Origin of the sequence: Thalassotalea sp. Y01 (assembly GCF_012932945.1) — a bacterium.
Lineage (GTDB): Bacteria > Pseudomonadota > Gammaproteobacteria > Enterobacterales > Alteromonadaceae > Thalassotalea_A.
Genome location: NZ_JABBXG010000001.1, coordinates 197,714 through 214,953, shown reverse-complemented (window position 1 = coordinate 214,953; position 17,240 = coordinate 197,714). Strand labels below are relative to the sequence as shown.

Genomic DNA, 17,240 nt, shown 5'->3' with positions numbered 1-17,240 from the left:
CAATTAGGACTATAACAATGAATATAAAACTAATCGTAGTACCGTTTATTATGCTGATCTTAAGCAGTATCGCAGTAGACGACGCATATGCAGGCGGTCCATTTAAAAAAGACGATGACGTGGTCACTGTGCCTATTTTTAAGTCTGATAGCTTAAAAGTGAAAGGTGATATTCAACGGATCTCAATCGGTAATCCACAAATTGCCGATATCCTGATCTTACGAAGTGATGAATTATACGTGCTGGGTAAAGCATTGGGTACCACCAATGTGATGCTCTGGGATGAAAATGATGAATTAATAGATGTCATTAATTTGCAAGTAACCCATGATCTAAACAGTTTAAGAAAAAAATTCCACGATTATTTGCCGAAAGAAGATATTGGTGTCGAAAGCTCACAAGGTCAGCTTGTATTAAGCGGCCAATCATCATCATTAGCAAAAATGGATCAAGCGTATGAACTTGCTAGAGCCTATGCGGAGTCTGCAAAAAGCATAGGTGGCAGAAAAAGTGAAGTTCTCAACATGCTTAGTGTCGGTGGTGGCCATCAGGTGATGTTGGAAGTGACCGTTGCAGAAGTGCAAAGTGAAATCGCGAGAAAGCTTGATTCTAAAATGTTGCTAGCATTCGATGGTTCAGATGGCACTGGCGGTGTTATTTCTGGTGGCGATTTTTGGGACGCATTAGATGTTGGTCCGGCGCTAACTCAAGGTTTTTTTGGGAGCTACCTTGATGGCGATATGTTGTTTCAATTTGCTTTCGATGTCGCTAAACAACACGGTTTAGCGAAAATACTGGCTGAGCCTAATATTACCGCGCTAAGTGGCCAAAAAGCTGAGTTTTTATCCGGTGGAGAATTTCCTATTCCTGTACCAGGCGGCAACAATAATGGCACGACCATTCAATACCGAGATTTTGGTGTTGGCGTAAGTTTTGTACCAACGGTATTAGATTCCGGAAAAATAAATCTTAATTTGAATGTATTGGTCAGTGAGCTGAGCACCGCAGCAGCGGTTTCACTTGCACCTGAAGGCACCAATTCACGCTTTACTATTCCATCTATTGTTAAGCGCTCAACGTCAACAACGGTTGAGTTAGGCGACGGTCAAACCATCGCTATTGGGGGGTTAATCAGTGACACCTTGCGTGAGACGGTAGATAAGATTCCTGGCTTAGGTGATATACCAATTTTGGGGCAATTATTCAAAAGTCAGGAATTTCAAAAATCCCAAACAGAGCTTGTGATTATGGTTACGCCTCGACTGGTTCGTCCATTCAATAAAAAAGGTGTTGTACTACCTACTGAAGGATTTGTACCGGCGAATGATTTAGAATTTTATTTGCTTGGCAAAATGACGCAAAAAGAAGAGCCGGAAAGCTTAGATGTTGCACCAAATGAAATGGACGATAGTAGTGATGACATGCTGCCAGACAATGGTGGCACCCAATCATCTTATGGTCATGAACTACAAACAGAGGGCGGAGAATAATGAAAAAGTTCCTTATATTGTTGTCAACCACGGCCGTTTTTTCGGGCTGTAGCACAATACCTGAGTATCCTATTTCAGGTACTTACGCAAAGATTAATGAAATGCAAATCCTTGATCCAATGGCTCCGGAGAATAACAACGGAATCGTTAATGAGTTAGACGGAAATTATGGCAAAAAAGCGATGGAAAGCTATAAAGAAGCGACATATGTCTCGAAAGAAGGTCGCACCAACACGTCAGCCAAAGGATTAGGTAATAGCAAAAGCAATTAATTGATAATTTAACTATCGCAAAATGGAGGTGAATAATGTTAGGTCGAAGTAAATCGGTTTATAAGCAAAAGGGTAATATCCTAGTGTTGTTCACGTTAGGCATTGTAGCGATTTTGGGTATGGCTGCCTTAGCCCTTGATGGCGGTCATATCATGCTCAATAAAAACAGGCTACAAAATTACGTCGATGCAGCGGCATTGAACGCTGCCAAAACATTGGATACAGGTGGTAGTCATGCCGATGCGCGTGCTGCTGTTGTGCAAATATTGAATGCTAATCTAGCGCATGGCGATGCGTTTGAAATAGATGATGGTATTTCTGCTTTACCGTCGACCACTTCGCCATTAACCAGTAATACCATTAATGCTCAGGTTAGCGTTGATTTTTCAATGCGACCTCAACCATTTACCAGCAGCACAAGTGCTGATGCACGTTATGTATTAGTTCGTGTTAATGATGTTGGATTAAACAGTTATTTTGCAGGCTTGTTTGGCCTCGATAAACAAATTTCGGCATCAGCTATAGCTGGACCCAGTACAGCGATTACATTTTGCTCCAATGACTTGGTTCCTATGATGATTTGCGGTGATGCAACGCAAACCGCGGCAACAAACTTCGGTTTAGGCGTTGCCGAACTGATGGCATTAAAAATCGACTCAGATCCTAATTCACCTGTTGGCCCCGGTAATTTTCAACTAATAGAGCTTGATGGTTTAAGTGGTGCTAATGATTTGCGTTATGCTATGGCAGGAGCCGATTCTAGCGAATATTCCTGTTTTTCCCCCGGCGTTGATAATGAAAGTGTACCCACCCAACCAGGGAATGTTGTAGGTCCGGTAGCTGATGGCTTAAACACGCGTTTTGGCAGTTATCACGGCACGATGAAGGGGGACGAAGGTTCTTATCCACGCGATCAGAATAATTGCGAAGGTAAATTGATAGATTTTGATGATGATGGCAACGTTGTTATGCCAACGGTTACAGACCCTGGTACCGGTGTAACAACGAACGATTATTACACATATCAAAATTACCTGGATGACATAGCGGCGGGAGCGTGTGATACGTCATCTGCAACGATTAGACAAGGCGATTTTATCGATGCCGATAGCAGTGATGTGGTCAAACCGCATCGTCGAGAAATTAGAGTGGTGATTGGCGATTGTGGTGATGGCTCAATCAATGGTGCAAATAATGTCGATTTTTTAGGGTTTGGCTGTTTTTTTCTAACCCAACAAGTCGCCCATACGGGTAATGAATCTTATGTCGTTGGTGAGTTTAATTCGGTGTGCTCCGGAACAGGCATTCCATCTGGCATTGCTCAAGATAATCCTGGCCCGTATACCATCGTCCTTTACCATGTTCCTGGGAGTACCACATCGTGATGCAGTTTTCTGGTTCTCGCATTATTAACAGAAAAAAACAAAGAGGCCTTGCCGCTATCGAATTTACTTTGATTTTGCCATTGCTGTTGTTTTTTACATTTGTTGTCGCCGAATTTTCACGTTTGTTGTATCAATACAACGCGTTAAATCATATCACTCGTGATGCGTTACGGTTTGCTATAAATGATGCAAGGGATGGTTCCACCGGTACTGTTACAACAACTGATATTGCCGCCGAATCAAGAACTATCGCCATGTATGGCGGGGTTAGTTCAGGTGGCGTATTATTACCAAGTTTGGCTGCTGATGACTTTGTCTTTACCGATGCTGTTGGTATCGATGGAGAATACATTACGCTCACGGTTACCTATGAGTGGCAACCACTGATTTTCACGCAACTGCCTTTGTTTGTGTCTGGCAATAGTATTGATATGACCTTTCCTTTGGTTGTGCGCTATACCATGAGGGCGTTATAACATGCGTTTTAGTAAACGACAAAGCGGAATTTATACGGTCGAATTTGCTATTGTCGGCAGTGTTTTCTTGCTGTTGTTTTTCGCGGCAATGGAAATATCTCGATTGATGTTTACTTGGAACGTATTAACGGAGGTGTCGAGACGGGCAGCTAGGGTGGCTACAGTCTGTAACCTATTAACTGATACGACGGATATTAGCACCATACCCGCGTCTACTGCTCCGCCATCAGGTGTAACAAGTTCAGCGGTTGCCGGTATGGAGAGCTTAATTCCAAACCTATCAGCAGCTAATATTCAAATCTTCTATTTAACCGGTGCTGGTACCAATGCGACAACATTGTCTACATTGCAATTGGTTAGAGTTGAAATCGTCAACTATCAACATGACTTATTGATACCTGGACTATTTATCACTTTAAACTCGCCAACTTTCAGTACCACCTTACCGGCTGAAAGTATGGGGGCAACGCGTTGGGGTTATACATCATGCTAAACAAAATAGCACTATTACTAGCTTGCAGGCTTGTCAACTAAGAATTTGAATACTGAGGATGCTATGGAACATAAAGTACGTAAATTATTTGATTGGCAAGAAAACAAAACGGACTCAAGCCAACCAGAAGTGATGAAGGAAAAATCGAAAATGTCTTTACCTGTATTAATCGAATCACTATTTGTTTGTGCTGATCCTAATTTACAAGCGACAACAGAAAGCTTTTTGCAGCAGATAAAAAACTTAAGAGTGACATTTGAAAGCAAATTGAACTTTATTAAAAAAGATTATCAATTAGTTTTTATTACTCATACCGGCGATGATATCGAAACCAAAAGCAATCTTGAACGTGCTGGAAAAGCGGGCTTTCCAATTGTTTTAATCGCCGAAAACCTGTCACAAGATATTATGAAACAAGCGATTTCTCTTAAAGTTCATGATGTTTTATCAATGACTGAATTTGAACGAGAAGCATTCAATACCATTAAAAAAGTCAGCGATGAACTATTTAGTAAAGCTGAGCTCGCACCTATTATTTCTGTCATTAATGGTAAAGCGGGCAGTGGCGCCAGTTTTATCACTAATTGCATGGCGCAAATAATTGCAGAAGATGCTGCGGTTGCGGTAGTCGATGGTGATCTTCAGTTTGGTACATTGGCTGACAGTATGGGCTTTACCCCTGAATATTACTTAGATCAAGCCTTACAAGATGTCGATGAGCTTGACTCTACGGCGATTAAGTCAATGATGTGCCATCGCGATAACTTGAGTTTATTGCCGGTAAAGTCTTTCTCGCAAATTAATGAATTAAGCGACATTAATCATGGGCAATTATCACAACTGATATACAAAATACGTTGCGACTATTCTTATTTGATTACCGACTTATCTAGAGGTTTAGAAGCATTTTCATTCAATATACTCGACGTGTCAGACGCGATTTTCATTGTTGTACAACAAAATATTGTGAGCATTCGAGAAGCCAAAGCACTCGTTAAACAACTAACCGAAAGGCTAGGGATACCAAAGGCAAAAATATCTATTTTACTAAATCGGTACTCAAGCAAGTACAGCAGTATAAGTGATAAAGATGTCGCTGAGGCTACTGGAATTGACGCAGTATATGCGATTGAGAATGATCATCAATTTGCTAATGCATGCACTGATCTCGCGAAAACCGTGAGAGAAGTGTCAAGTTCAAAAGTTATCGAACAAAACTTACGTAATGCTATTGCGCAAGCAACACCAGTTGAATTTATGGAAAAAGACTCATCTGGAAGCTTTTGGTCATTTTTAAAGAGGGATAAATAAATGGAAATGGTCGCAGAAAACTATTTCGAGAGTTTAAGTGCTCAAGATTTAGATATAAAACAAGAACTATACACACAGTTGATCAAAATGATGGACTTGTCGGTGTTAGAAACCATGGATTCAGCTAATGCTGAGGAGCAAATAACCGAAGCGTGTAATCATTTACTCAATGAAACCTCTAGACCATTAAATTTGTCGGTTCGTCAAAAAATCATTAAGTTAATTATTGATGAGATTTTAGGGTTAGGGCCATTAGAGACGTTATTTGCTGATCCAACAATTTCAGATATTTTGGTGAATCGCTTTGATAATATTTATGTCGAAAGGCACGGTAAATTAGAACGTGTTCCGGTGCAATTTTATGATAACTCTCATTTGCTCAATATTATTGATCGTATTGTATCAGGTGTTGGCCGTCGCATAGATGAGTCATCACCAATGGTCGATGCAAGACTTAAAGACGGTTCTCGAGTAAACGCTATCATACCTCCTCTTGCTTTAGATGGTCCATCGCTGTCCATTCGTCGATTTACCGTAGAAAAACTTAGAGCGCACCAGTTGATTGAATACCGTTCAATGAGCGAAGAAATAGGCAAGCTGATTCAGGCTGCAGTGCATGGCAAATTAAACATATTAATTTCCGGTGGTACAGGTAGCGGTAAAACTACGTTGCTTAATATCTTATCTGGCTATATTCCGTCAGACGAACGCATTATTACCATCGAAGACTCAGCTGAATTACAGCTACAACAGCCCCACGTTGTTAGACTAGAAACTCGCGTTGCTAATATTGAAGGTGTAGGTGAAGTGATGCAGCGTGATTTGGTGAAAAACTGTTTACGTATGCGTCCAGACCGTATTGTTATCGGTGAGGTACGTGGTGCAGAAGCTATTGATATGCTCGCTGCAATGAATACCGGTCATGAAGGGTCGCTAACTACATTGCATGCAAACAGTCCTCGGGATGCATTAAGTCGTTTGGAGAATATGGTTTGTATGGGCGGTATTGATATGCCGGTTCACAATATTAGAGCGCAAATTGCTTCCGCCATAGATTTAGTGGTGCAGTTGCAACGACAGGAAGATGGTAAACGGCGTATAACCAGCGTGTCTGAGATTAATGGTATGGAAGGTGATGTCATTACCATGTCTGAAATATTTACCTTCCAACGTCGAGGAAAGACTGAATCAGGCGACATTATTGGTGAGTTTAAAGCGACCGGCGTTGTACCTAACTTCCATAAACAGATATTGCTGAAAGGCATAGATTTACCGCATTCTGTTTTTGGTGTTGATATCGAAACTATTAATTTTTAGGAGGCAGGTATGAGTACTGAATTAACATTCCTGTTGCTGATATTTGGTGCTGTGATTTTTATGTCGCAGACGTTATTAGTATCCGTTTACAGCCCGCAACGGGCAAAAACAAAAATTCTGAAAACGAAACTGAAAGATCTTTCAGATTCAGCGGATGCGCAACTTGATTTAATCAAAGCCAAGCGCCTAGAAAAATTATCACCGATGTTACGCTATGTCGAAAGCGAGACGTTTGTTGGCGATATAACCTCTAAATTAGAAATGGGCGGCTCAAAGTTATTTGGCCATCAGTATATCTTAATTGTAATAACGATCATCGCCTTGGTCTCACCTTTAGTATGGTTGTTTACTCGGGACTGGATCTTTTTATTGGTGGTTGCTGCAATCATCAGTTTTGCGTCTATGGTCAAGCTCAATCGCGATATTACCAAGCGTTTTGAAAAAATCGAAGAGCAATTCCCTGAAGCTTTAGATGTGTTAAAGCGTGGATTGCAAGCTGGTTACGCATTTTCGGAAGCTTTAAAGCTCGTTTGTGAAGAATCACGCGGTGAACTCGCTTATGAATTTAACTTGATGTTCCATCAAATTAATTTTGGTAATGATGTTAAAACGGCATTATACAATTTCGTTGGCCGAGTACCTATTACATCTGCTATGGCGTTTGCTAGCGCCGTAAGTATTCAAAAAGAAACCGGTGGTAACCTTGCTGAAAAAATAGAAACCTTATCTCGTGTTATCAGACAACGATTTGGTTTTAAACGTAAGGTTAAAACTATGTCAGCGGAAGGGCGATTATCAGCTTGGATACTTGTTCTGACGCCGTTTTTACTTTTTGCTATGTTGCATATAGTCTCGCCTGGCTATTTAACACAGTTAGTCGCTTCAGAAGAAGGCATCGATTTACTTAAATTTGGTCTTGTCAGCATGATGATAGGCATTTGGTGGATCAGCAAACTAATACAGATAGAGCTTTAATATGGATTATTTACTGTCTTTAATTCGCGAATATACCGATGACCCGACTACGGTTCAAGCTATCTTCTATGCCGTAACAGGATTAGCCGGTGTGACTCTCGCTGCGGCTATAAGCCTGTTTGTTTCTGGTGTTTATTCACCAATTAAAATTCAACTTGAAAGGCTAAAAACCGGAGATAAACAAAACTTCAATAAGCAGGAAGGATTTTCTAAGTCTTTAGAACAGGGGTTGGACAAATCATCTTGGTTACCTTCAAGAATGGGCGGCGATAGCGAAAGTAAAAAATTGCTAATCCACGCCGGTTACCATAACGAAAGCGCACTAAAAATTTATAATGCGATTAAGTTATTTTTACTGCTAATTGCCGGCGCAGCAGCACTCGCGGCATTGCAATATTTACCCAATATGTCTTCAACTATGTCGTTTTATGTGGTGGCGATGATTGTTGGTTTTGGTTATATCGCACCAGGTTTAGTGCTCACTCACTTAGCCAATAAACGTATGAATGGGTTGCGCAAGTTTTTTCCTGATGCATTGGATTTGCTTGTCGTTTGTTGTGAATCAGGCCTAGGCTTACTTGAAGCCTTTCAAAGGGTCAGTAAAGAGATGGAGTTCTCACACTTCGAATTATCGCATGAGCTCGCCTTAGTGTGCCGTAAAGTGCGCGTAGGTTATTCGATGCAAGATGCGTTACATGAGTTCTCTGAACGTACGGGTTTAGAAGATATTCGCGGTCTTAATTCAGTTATCGTTCAAAGTTTGCGTTTGGGTACCGGAATTGCCGATACATTGCGTGTTTATGCCGATGAATACCGTGATAAGCGTTTGCAGGCTGCAGAAGAAAAAGCGGCCAAGCTTGGTACTAAGATGCTGTTCCCTATGTTATTTTGTATTTGGCCATCGTTTTTCATTGTTGCCGTAGGACCTGCTATATTGAAAGTAATGAGCGTTTGGGATAAAGCGTTTTAAACCGCATAACTGGAGTGCGTATGCATATAAAAATACTAAGAATAATGCTGGTTTCAATGGTGGCCTTGTTTCTTTCGGCGTGTCAAACCACGAAAGAGCAGCCGACATCAATGCAGCAATATGCGAGACAAGATTTATTTGGTGAAGGGAAAACGAATACCCATTTAACCACTGAAACCTTTGAGAAAGCATTTGAATTTGCTCTAAACTCTGAACGCTCAGGGGATACAGACCAAGCATTATATTACTATATTCAGTGCTTAGAATATCAGCCTGATAATGCAGACGTTCTCTATCGCATTGCTCGTATCCACGACAAACAAGGTAATCATAAGATCGCGGTTAGAGCGTATCGAGAAGCATTACTTAATGACAACAGTATGGTTTATGCTCATCAAGCGTTGGGTATTATTGAAGTAGAAAATGGTAATTTTGACTTAGGCAAAACACACCTTTTACAAGCGATTTTTCAAGATCAGAAACGCTTAGAAGGCTTAGGTGCGATTAAGGAAATGAACTATTTTGTGCCAGATACTGAATCCCCAGTCGATGCATACAATGTATCCGGAGTGATAGAGGATATGGATCGAAACTTCGAACTCGCACGTACCTATTATCATCTGGCTCTTAAAATTAACGCTAAATCAGCGAATATTTTGTCCAATATTGGTTACTCCTATTACCTTACGGGAGATTTAGCTTTGGCTGAAAAGTATTTTAAAAAAGCAATAAACAGTAATAATCAGTTTAAGCGAGGTTGGACAAATTTGGGGCTAGTATATGCTCGCAAAGGACAATATAATCGAGCCATTAAAACCTTCAAACAAGTCATGCCGGAGCACGATGCTTACAATGATTTAGGCTATTTTGTCCTTCTAGAGGGGCGTATAGATGAAGCGGAATATTTCTTTAAAAAAGCAATAGATTTATCACCACGTTATTTCGAAAAAGCCAATATAAATTTAGAAAAGGTTGAGATGAAAAAACGTGACATGCAATTACAGCAAGAACAGTCGTTGTCGTTAACTCAAGATAAGGTATCCGAATCTGTTTCATTGAGTACAGAAATAGACAATCAAGTTGCAGCAAGCGTTGATACGACTGTTATAGAAACGAGTCAATAAATGACTCTATAGAGAAAACCTTGATAGCAGAGAAGCAAAGTAATCCATCAATTCGCGAGTTAGATAGCAATAATTATGGCTCGATAAATGCCCGAGTGTTATCTGACAGCATCACGTTAATCGACGTTAGCCACGATAGATTTGAGGCATCATTGTCGTTGCATGGTGGTCAAATTTTAAGTTGGCAGCCTAACGGCCAGAAAGAGGTTTTTTGGCTGAGCAAAAAAGCGAAATATGACCAGGAAGAGGCAATAAGAGGTGGGGTTCCACTGTGTTGGCCTTGGTTTGGCGCGTTAGAAGGTGGCGGTAATCATGGCTTTGCCAGAACATCACAGTGGTCGTTAGCAGAATATCAAATCAATCAAGATGACGTTGTGCTTACATTAGTGCTAGAGGGCGAGCAAAGCCAGAATATTTGGCCATTTAAATATCAACTAACTCAACGTATTGTGATCTCAAATTCATTGCAGCAAACGTTAAATGTCACCAATACCAGTGATAAAGCATTTCGTTTTAATGGTGCTTTGCACAGTTATTTTCGTGTCAGTGACCCTAAATACGTTGCGGTGCCTGTTTTAAATAATCATTACTATGATGACAAAATAAGTTCTCACTTAAAATGCACACCAAGCGATGTGTTTAACTGTGTTGGCCCAATTGATAGAATTTATCATTGCAATTCTTCTGCGACAATTTTTGATAAACACTGGAAACGTGCTATCGAAATTAAAAAATCCAATTGCCCACAATGGGTCTTATGGAACCCAGGCAAAGCCACGGCATCAGCCATGGCGGATGTGCACCAAGGTGGAGAGAATGAGTTTGTTTGTCTAGAAGCGTCAAACACCAATTGGCTTACCGTCGAAGCTGGAAAGTCTATTGAACTTAGCCAAGAGATTCAGGTTTATAATGTTTAAATAACACTAGATATTAGTGCTATCCCACTCGTAAATTATCGAGCAGTATTTGCTGGGTAAATGAGGTTTTTAAATAAAAACCTCTAGGCAGAGTCATAAATGGTTTCCCGTGCTTATCAAATGCTTGAGTTTTTGCTTTGGAATTTGCCGCTTTGGGTCTAAGTTGCATAACTTGCCCATAGCTGCCATTTATTTTCTCTACTTCTCCCATAGCAATCATATCGGTTAGTTCTTGCCAATCGTCTTTTAATAATTGTTCTTGTTCTTGGCTCGCTTGCCATAAAAAAGGCGTGCAAACGATGCGCTCAGCAATAGGGATATGGCGCTCGGAAATAATCGGTACCCATAATACTTTGTTGAGCTTGTTGCGAATATGACTGGTTTCCCAAATTTCACCTGTGATACCTGTAAGTGGGGCGACACAAACGAAGGTTGTTTCTAAAGGTTTTCCTTGGTCATTAATAGGCAAGGTTTTTAATTCGATACCTAATTCTGGGAAGTCAGGTAATGGTCTTGAGCCGGCATGTGCGCCTAAAACTTTTTCGAGCAGTAAGCCAATCCAACCTTTTTCTCTATTGAGACTTTCAGGGACGGCAACCTTATGCTGCTCGGCTAAATCACCTAATGAAAACCCAGCGATGCTTTGCGCAGTTTTCATAAGTTGATGTTCGCTACTTGGGATCCTAGTCATGACTCATTTTGATTAAACTATTTTCGCTTATTATGTCGTGAATTAGTTAAAATAGAAATTATTTCTCCGTTTATTTGCTCCAAGCTGAAGTTTGTGGAACAATCAATTTAACAACGTAGAATTGAACGGGAGTTCACGTGATTGATGCCGAAGGCTTTAGAGCCAACGTCGGCATAGTAATTACAAATGGTAAAGGCCAGGTGTTTTGGGCCAGACGCTATAATCAGCATTCATGGCAGTTTCCGCAAGGTGGTGTCGATGAAGGTGAATCAGCTGAACAAACCATGTTTCGTGAATTATATGAAGAAGTTGGCTTAAAGCCACACCAAGTAGAAGTCATAGCAACGTCTAAGCATTGGTTAAAATATCGATTACCGAAACGCTTGATCAGACACGACAGCAACCCTGTATGTATTGGTCAAAAGCAAAAATGGTTTTTATTAAAGCTCACATGCGCTGATGAAGATGTTGACTTGTTGCATTCCTCTCATCCCGAATTTGATGACTGGCGATGGGTAAGTTACTGGTATCCAGTGCGACAAGTTGTATCATTTAAGCGCGATGTCTATCGTCGAGTGATGAAAGAGTTTTCGCCAATAGCGTTACCGAAAGGGCAGTACGAAAATAGTGATTTTAGATCGAGTAAGCCAAGAAAAGGCCATAATCAACGAAGAAACCACCGCCGTCGTAAAGCAAAAAGTTAGTCTAAAGTAGTTACTTTGCCGCAATAAAGAAAAACCACGCCTGTCGTGGTTTTTTTGTATCTGTAGGATGACTTTACTAGCACTCGTTGGTAAGTCTATGATTTTAAATAACAAGCAAATTAGTTTATACTTACGGTCTAACTATTATAATCCCCTGTCGTTGGGGCGCTGTTGTATCAGCGTCAATCATTTCTTTAAGAGAGAATATGTTAACCACACTGCGTCGCATTGTTTTGGCTTTTACCCAGGAACCCGAGTTAAATAAAGCTCTGGGCAATATGGTAGCCGATGTCAAGCAGGCGCTAAAAACCGACTGTTGTTCCATCTATCTTGCCGATTATCAGCAACAACATTTCCTGTTAATGGCATCCGATGGTTTGGCGCAAGCGTCACTGGGACACACAACTATAGGGTTTTCTGAGGGCCTTGTTGGTTTAGTCGGGCAACGTGAGGAACCTATTAATATTGCGAACGCGCAATTTCATCCTCGTTTTAAGCATGCACCTGAAGTTAAAGAAGAAGATTTAAATGCGTTTATGGGTACGCCGATTATTCACCAACGCAAAGTGTTAGGTATTATTTCTGTTCAGCAACGTCAATCACGACAATTTAACGAAAATGAAGAAGCGTTTTTAGTGACGCTCGCTGCACAACTTGCCGTTGTTATCGCCAACATCGAAAGCAAAGAAATACTCAGCCGAAGTAAACATCAGCAAAATCGCCAATTTATTCAAGGTGTGCCAGCGTCACCCGGCTTAGCCATTGGTAATCTATATGTTAGCTACCCCAAAGCTCAGTTAAGTGGCATCAGTTTGCGCAAAAGCGACAACAAGGAACAGCAATTATCTTTGTTTAATGTTGCTGTACGACAAACTCATGACGATTTAATGAATATGAGTGAGCGTATGCAAGGGGCGATCCCCGAAGATACTTTAGATATCTTTGAGATGTATCGTCACATGCTAGAAAGCGCAAGTTTAGGCGAAGAAATAACTGATAAAATTGCTCAAGGTTGGTCTGCAGAAAGTGCCTTAAAACTGGTCATAGAACAATACGTGGTGAAATTTGAAGCGGTGGACGACGCCTATATTCGAGAAAGAGCCACCGATATTAAAGACTTGGGCAACCGAGTGTTGTATCACTTGCAGCAGGAAACCTCATCAAGGGTACATTTTCCCGAGCAGATGATCTTAGTGGCAGAAGAAGTCACTGTCTCCTTGTTAGCTGAGTATCAAGATAAAAGCTTGAAAGCCATCGTTTCCTTACAAGGTTCAACCAGCTCGCACGCAGTTATATTGGCAAGAGCTCTAGGCTTTCCTGCTATTGTTGCTGTGGGTAATATTCCGTTGAGTTTGTTTTCTGACAAACAGGCGGTTATTGATGGCTACTCGGGAGAGATCTATTTATCCCCGGATGAGGCAATATTAAATGAATATCGCCATTTAGTTAAAGAAGAGCAGGAACTGCAGCAAATCGTTGCGCAAGTGGTTAATTTACCGGCGGTAACCCAAGACGGTCGTTCAATCGAGTTATTACTGAACGCGGGCTTAAGCACTGAGTTTAATGAGTCGATGAAAAATGGTGCGGTTGGTATTGGTCTATATCGTACTGAAATTCCATTTATGGAACGTAACTGTTTTCCATCCGAACAAGAACAAATTTGTTGGTACAAAACAGTATTAGAGTCGTTTCAACGTCAACCTGTGGTGATGCGAACCTTGGATATTGGCGGTGACAAAGCTTTGTCATACTTTCCAATTGAAGAAGATAATCCGTTTTTGGGATGGCGTGGGATTCGCATAACCCTAGATCACCCTGAGATATTTTTGGTGCAAGTTCGTGCCATGCTAGCAGCCAATATTGGTCAGGGCAATTTGGAAATTATGTTGCCAATGGTGTCCAGTTTAAATGAAGTGGATGATGCTATGCGATTGATTAATCAAGCTTATTATGAGATTTCCAATGAAACAACACAGACGGTAGCAAAACCGAAAATTGGTATCATGATTGAAGTTCCGTCGGTGATTTTTCAGCTCAAGGAGCTCGCAGAGAAAGTCGATTTTTTTAGTGTAGGCAGTAATGATTTAACCCAGTATTTACTGGCGGTTGATCGAAACAATGCTCGGGTCTCTGTGTTATACGATACCTATCATCCAGCCGTGCTAAGAGCCCTAAACCATATTGCCGAACAAGCTCAACTGAGTTTGATAGAGCTTAGTTTATGTGGCGAGCTGGCAAGTGACCCTGGCGGTGCTTTGTTATTAATGGCCATGGGATATGATAAACTGAGCATGAGCTCTCATAATATCCCTAAAATAAAGTGGGCCATTCGTAACGTCAGTTACGAGCAATCACAACAAATATTAACTCAATGCCTCATGTACAATACGCCCGATGAGGTTCATAACTACCTAAATGATCAGTTGGAATTACTGGGCTTAGGTGGTTTCGTTCGCGCTGGTAAATAGACTTATACGGTGCTATTACGTATCAGCCAAGAAAGCCAATAATATAGACCGGATTTTGGCTTTACTGTCGATTTAGGTCTTCACAAAAATTAAAAGACAAAATGTTTCTTTCGGTATTTTTAGTATGCATGTTAATAGGCACGCTAGTAGGGTTTCTTGCTGGCTTGCTTGGCATTGGTGGTGGCTTGGTTATTGTACCGGCATTAGTCATGCTGTTACCGAAATTTGGTGTTGCCAAAGAAATTGTCATGCCAATTGCATTAGCCAGCTCTTTGGCGTCGATTGTCGTTACCTCATCGATGGCCGCATTCAATCATCATAAACTCGGTAATATTCCATGGCGACTCACTAAGAAGCTAATGATTTTTGTCGCAATTGGTGCGGTGATTGGTGCAAACCTGGCGGACTTGTTACCGGCAAAAACCTTAACTTGGTTATTTGCTAGTTTTGTCATCGTGCTGGCGACGTATATGTTGTTATCGATAAGGCAAACAGTGCAACGTGACCTGCCTTCTAAAAGAGTGTTAAAAGCGGTTTCAGCATTCACAGGTGTGATTTCAAGCTTAATGGGCATCAGTGGTGGCGCCGTTTTAATCCCTTTTTTGACCTATTGCGGCATGAATTTATTGCATGCGATAGGTATTTCCACTGCATGTGGCATGATAGTGTCGCTTTTTGGCACAATGGCGTTTATGATAGCAGGTCTTGGAAATCCTAATTTACCTGACTGGAGCTTAGGATATATCTATTGGCCTGCGGTACTTGGGATTGCGTCAACGTCGACAATACTTGCTCGATATGGAGTGAAACTTGCCAACCGCTTGCCAGTGAAAACAATAAAAAAAGTTTTTGCCGCGTTCTTGATATTAGTGGCAATAAAAATGATGTTTTAAAACGGACTGTCTATGACATTTGCAGCTATTCAATTTCCACAAATAGATCCCATTATTTTTTCCGTCGGTCCTGTTGCTTTGCGCTGGTATGGATTGATGTACCTGATTGGTTTTATTTTTGCCATGGTTTACGCCAATAAAGCAGCCGATAAATCCAATGGTGTGTGGAGCCGAGACCAGGTCAGTGACCTATTATTTTATGGCTTTCTTGGCGTCATTGTCGGCGGTCGAGTTGGCTATGTATTGTTTTATAATTTTGACTATTTCTTAAGTGACCCGCTGTATTTATTCAAAATATGGACCGGCGGCATGTCATTCCATGGCGGCTTACTAGGCGTATTAACGGCTATATTATTGTTCGCCCGTAAAGAAAAAAAATCCTTCTTACAAGTTGGTGATTTTGTCGCGCCATTGGTGCCATTCGGCCTAGGGGCAGGGCGTGTCGGTAACTTTATTAACGCCGAGCTTTGGGGCCGAGAAACTGACGTCAGTTGGGCAATGGTTTTCCCAAGCGATCCATTAGGGCTTGCTCGCCACCCATCGCAATTGTATGAATTTTTTCTCGAAGGCGTGGTATTGTTCTTTATGGTTTACTTTGTCAATAAACATACAAAAGCGACCGGTGTTGCAGGCGGTACATTTCTAGCCGGTTATGGCGCATTTCGATTTATCGTTGAATTCTTTAGAGAGCCAGATGCTCATTTAGGCTTTATTTTTAGCTTTATTTCTATGGGACAGATATTGTCCTTACCTATGGTGATTGGTGGTTTGGCATTGATCATCTGGGGCTTAAATCAACACTCAAACGAGACTAGTAACAAGCAAACCAAGGGAGCGCACTAATGAGACAGTATTTAGATCTTTGTCAACGCATTATCGACGAAGGTGTTTGGGTAGATAACAAGCGTACCGGCAAGCGCTGTCTTACGGTTATCAATGCTGACTTGCAATACGATGTGGCCAATAATCATTTTCCATTGATCACAACACGTAAAAGCTTTTACAAAGCAGCCATTGCGGAATTGCTTGGTTATATCAAAGGTTATGATAATGCCGCTGATTTTCGTGCTCTTGGCGCTCGTACTTGGGACGCCAATGCCAATGAAAACAGCGTATGGCTGAACAACCCATACCGTAAAGGAGAGGATGATATGGGGCGCGTCTACGGCGTACAAGGTCGCTCTTGGCAAAAGCCAGACGGCGGCACCGTAGATCAGTTAAAGAAAGTTGTCGATAATTTGAAAAATGGTAACGATGACCGTGGCGAAATTATCTCTTTCTATAACCCTGGCGAATTTCATATGGGCTGTTTACGCCCTTGTATGCACACCCATAATTTCTCCTTATTAGGTGATACATTGCATTTGACGAGCTTTCAGCGTTCATGTGATGTACCACTTGGGCTTAACTTTAACCAAATTCAAGTGTTTACTTTTTTAGCCTTGATGGCGCAAATTACCGGTCATAAAGCGGGTACCGCTTTTCATAAAATTGTCAATGCGCATATTTATGAAGATCAGCTAGATTTAATGGAAAATGTTCAGCTAAAACGTGAACCATTAGCCGCACCTAAATTAGAGATTAATCCAGATATTAAAACCCTAGAAGATGTCGAAAAGTGGGTCACAGCGGATGACTTTAAAGTTGTTGGTTATGAGCATCATGATCCAATTCAATATCCCTTTTCGGTATAGCGTTTAGATATAGCTTTCTGTTCGCTTAAATCACTTAATAAAAACTTAAAAAAAAGGAGA

17 protein-coding genes are annotated in these 17,240 nt (G+C 41.1%); 16 read left to right on the top strand and 1 reads right to left on the bottom strand.

The window, feature by feature from the left end; genetic code table 11:
* The first annotated feature begins 17 nt into the window (after positions 1-17).
* The 11 genes from HII16_RS00820 (at position 18) to HII16_RS00770 (ending at position 10,730) form a co-directional block, all read left to right on the top strand.
* The gene (locus tag HII16_RS00820; RefSeq protein WP_169126584.1) at positions 18-1,490 is read left to right on the top strand and encodes a type II and III secretion system protein family protein; all 1,473 of its coding nucleotides are present in this window, start codon (positions 18-20) and stop codon (positions 1,488-1,490) included.
* A complete protein-coding gene (locus HII16_RS00815) occupies positions 1,490-1,762 on the top strand; it encodes a hypothetical protein (RefSeq protein ID WP_169126583.1) in 273 nt (90 codons plus the stop codon). The genes HII16_RS00820 and HII16_RS00815 overlap by 1 nt, the downstream gene beginning before the upstream one ends.
* A gap of 35 nt (positions 1,763-1,797) precedes the next feature.
* Entirely contained in the window at positions 1,798-3,147 is a 1,350-nt protein-coding gene (locus HII16_RS00810; RefSeq protein ID WP_169126580.1) for a TadE/TadG family type IV pilus assembly protein, read from the top strand.
* Positions 3,147-3,623, top strand: coding sequence for a TadE family protein (locus tag HII16_RS00805; protein ID WP_248289479.1), 477 nt, complete (start codon positions 3,147-3,149; stop codon positions 3,621-3,623). Before HII16_RS00810 ends, HII16_RS00805 begins: the two co-directional genes overlap by 1 nt.
* Position 3,624: 1 nt before the next feature.
* Positions 3,625-4,116 carry a TadE/TadG family type IV pilus assembly protein gene (locus HII16_RS00800; protein WP_169126576.1) on the top strand — a complete coding sequence of 164 codons (492 nt, stop codon included), beginning with the start codon at positions 3,625-3,627 and terminating at the stop codon, positions 4,114-4,116.
* 63 nt (positions 4,117-4,179) lie between these two features.
* Positions 4,180-5,427 (top strand): AAA family ATPase, encoded by a 1,248-nt coding sequence (locus HII16_RS00795; RefSeq protein WP_169126574.1) that lies wholly within the window; start codon positions 4,180-4,182, stop codon positions 5,425-5,427.
* A complete protein-coding gene (locus HII16_RS00790) occupies positions 5,428-6,744 on the top strand; it encodes a CpaF family protein (protein ID WP_211183354.1) in 1,317 nt (438 codons plus the stop codon).
* A gap of 9 nt (positions 6,745-6,753) precedes the next feature.
* Complete coding sequence (locus HII16_RS00785) at positions 6,754-7,719, top strand: type II secretion system F family protein (RefSeq protein WP_169126572.1); 966 nt, start codon at positions 6,754-6,756, stop codon at positions 7,717-7,719.
* A gap of 1 nt (position 7,720) precedes the next feature.
* Entirely contained in the window at positions 7,721-8,689 is a 969-nt protein-coding gene (locus HII16_RS00780) for a type II secretion system F family protein (RefSeq protein ID WP_169126570.1), read from the top strand.
* 20 nt (positions 8,690-8,709) lie between these two features.
* On the top strand, positions 8,710-9,813 hold the full coding sequence (locus HII16_RS00775) for a tetratricopeptide repeat protein (protein ID WP_169126568.1): 1,104 nt from the start codon (positions 8,710-8,712) through the stop codon (positions 9,811-9,813).
* Positions 9,814-9,833: 20 nt separating this feature from the next.
* The gene (locus HII16_RS00770; protein ID WP_169126566.1) at positions 9,834-10,730 is read left to right on the top strand and encodes a D-hexose-6-phosphate mutarotase; all 897 of its coding nucleotides are present in this window, start codon (positions 9,834-9,836) and stop codon (positions 10,728-10,730) included.
* 19 nt (positions 10,731-10,749) lie between these two features.
* Here HII16_RS00770 and mutH read toward each other — a convergent pair whose 3' ends face one another.
* The gene (gene mutH, locus HII16_RS00765) at positions 10,750-11,421 is read right to left on the bottom strand and encodes a DNA mismatch repair endonuclease MutH (protein WP_169126564.1); all 672 of its coding nucleotides are present in this window, start codon (positions 11,419-11,421) and stop codon (positions 10,750-10,752) included.
* A gap of 137 nt (positions 11,422-11,558) precedes the next feature.
* Between mutH and rppH the strand changes: the two genes are divergently transcribed.
* The 5 genes from rppH to HII16_RS00740 all read left to right on the top strand — a co-directional run bounded on the left by rppH (position 11,559) and on the right by HII16_RS00740 (position 17,180).
* On the top strand, positions 11,559-12,125 hold the full coding sequence (gene rppH, locus HII16_RS00760) for an RNA pyrophosphohydrolase (RefSeq protein WP_135437692.1): 567 nt from the start codon (positions 11,559-11,561) through the stop codon (positions 12,123-12,125).
* A 206-nt stretch (positions 12,126-12,331) separates the two neighbouring features.
* Positions 12,332-14,593: a phosphoenolpyruvate--protein phosphotransferase gene (gene ptsP, locus HII16_RS00755; RefSeq protein ID WP_169126562.1), complete on the top strand. Its 2,262-nt coding sequence runs from the start codon at positions 12,332-12,334 to the stop codon at positions 14,591-14,593.
* Positions 14,594-14,721: 128 nt separating this feature from the next.
* A complete protein-coding gene (locus tag HII16_RS00750; RefSeq protein ID WP_248289461.1) occupies positions 14,722-15,486 on the top strand; it encodes a sulfite exporter TauE/SafE family protein in 765 nt (254 codons plus the stop codon).
* A gap of 12 nt (positions 15,487-15,498) precedes the next feature.
* Positions 15,499-16,329 (top strand): prolipoprotein diacylglyceryl transferase, encoded by an 831-nt coding sequence (lgt, locus tag HII16_RS00745; protein WP_169126560.1) that lies wholly within the window; start codon positions 15,499-15,501, stop codon positions 16,327-16,329.
* Positions 16,329-17,180, top strand: coding sequence for a thymidylate synthase (locus tag HII16_RS00740; RefSeq protein ID WP_169126558.1), 852 nt, complete (start codon positions 16,329-16,331; stop codon positions 17,178-17,180). The genes lgt and HII16_RS00740 overlap by 1 nt, the downstream gene beginning before the upstream one ends.
* Positions 17,181-17,240: the final 60 nt, after the last annotated feature.